This is a genomic window from Photobacterium lucens (genome assembly GCF_009873615.1).
GTDB lineage: Bacteria > Pseudomonadota > Gammaproteobacteria > Enterobacterales > Vibrionaceae > Photobacterium > Photobacterium lucens.
In genome coordinates this window covers 1-1,238 of sequence record NZ_SSMG01000353.1, presented here as the reverse complement: position 1 = coordinate 1,238, position 1,238 = coordinate 1, and the positions used below count along the sequence as shown (strand labels likewise).

General features: G+C 42.4%; 1 protein-coding gene. It reads right to left on the bottom strand.

Annotated elements, in window-relative coordinates:
* Window positions 1–104: 104 nt before the first annotated feature.
* On the bottom strand, window positions 105–1,109 hold the full coding sequence (gene nagZ / locus E5A76_RS14960; protein WP_107165737.1) for a beta-N-acetylhexosaminidase: 1,005 nt from the start codon (window positions 1,107–1,109) through the stop codon (window positions 105–107).
* Window positions 1,110–1,238 lie beyond the last annotated feature (129 nt).

Below are 1,238 nucleotides of genomic sequence, written 5' to 3'. Positions count from 1 at the left end.
CCTGACTCCGATTGAATATCGAAATCAGGCCTTACAAGCCGCTTAACCGAAATGTCCAACTTTATGGGGTCACATCAGATGTCGGCTTTAGTTACTAGCTTTGATTAAGCGTTTTTCTCTTTCCACTCTTGAGCTAAGCGAGAAATGGTTGCTTGTGTTTCTTGCCACATACGCGTGTTAATCAGATCGCTGTACTCACCTGATGGTTTTTTCAGTAGCGTTTCTAAAATAGGAACCTGTGTTTGAGGTAGACCATCAAGGGCTTGCACAGCACCTTCACGGTTATTACATAACATTACCATATCACAACCAGCTTCCTGTGCTGCCACAGCACGTTCGCTGTAACTGCCTAATACGTCAGCACCTTTCATATTAAGATCATCAGAGAAGATCACACCTTGGTAACCAAGCTCTTTACGCAATACTTGTTTTAACCAGTATTCAGATCCACTTGCTGGTTTTTCATCATAAGCATCAAATACAACGTGTGCTGGCATCATGCCTTGTAGCAGATTGTTCTCGATAAGATGTTTAAATACTGTCATATCATGTTGTTTGATATTGTCACGAGAATCATAAGGTGTTTCTAAGTGAGAATCGGCAATTACACCGCCATGACCTGGGAAGTGTTTACCCGTTGCAGCCATACCAGCTTGCGCCATACCTTGGATAAACTGGCTTGCATGGCGAATAATTTCTTGCGGATTATCAGAAAAAGCACGATCACCAATGGCTTTACAGTCGTAGCCCAGATCAAGTACAGGGGCGAAACTGATATCAATATCCATGGCTAATAGTTCAGCTGCCATTAACCAACCACCTTGCTTTGCTAGGGCTTCACCATTTTCTGATGCGGCAAATGCACGGGCTGGTGGTAGTTGTGTAAAGCCTTCACGGAAGCGTTGAACACGACCACCTTCTTGGTCTACACCGATCAGAAGAGGGCGTTTAGCGGTTTTACGAATGTCTTTTACTAACGCACGAAGTTGTTCACGGTTGTCATAATTACGTGCGAAAAAGATGATGCCACCAACGGTAGGATGTTGAATAATTTCGCGTTCTTCTGCATCAAGTTCGTAACTTGATACATCAAGCATTAAAGGTCCCATGACGGTGCTCCGAGTAACATTAGGTAAGGCAATTAAATTACCATAGTGAGTTTTATCCGCAATTTATAATCTACTTTTACTTATTGATATTACGGTGATTGTTTAGTGACTGAGCATTATTAACGAATC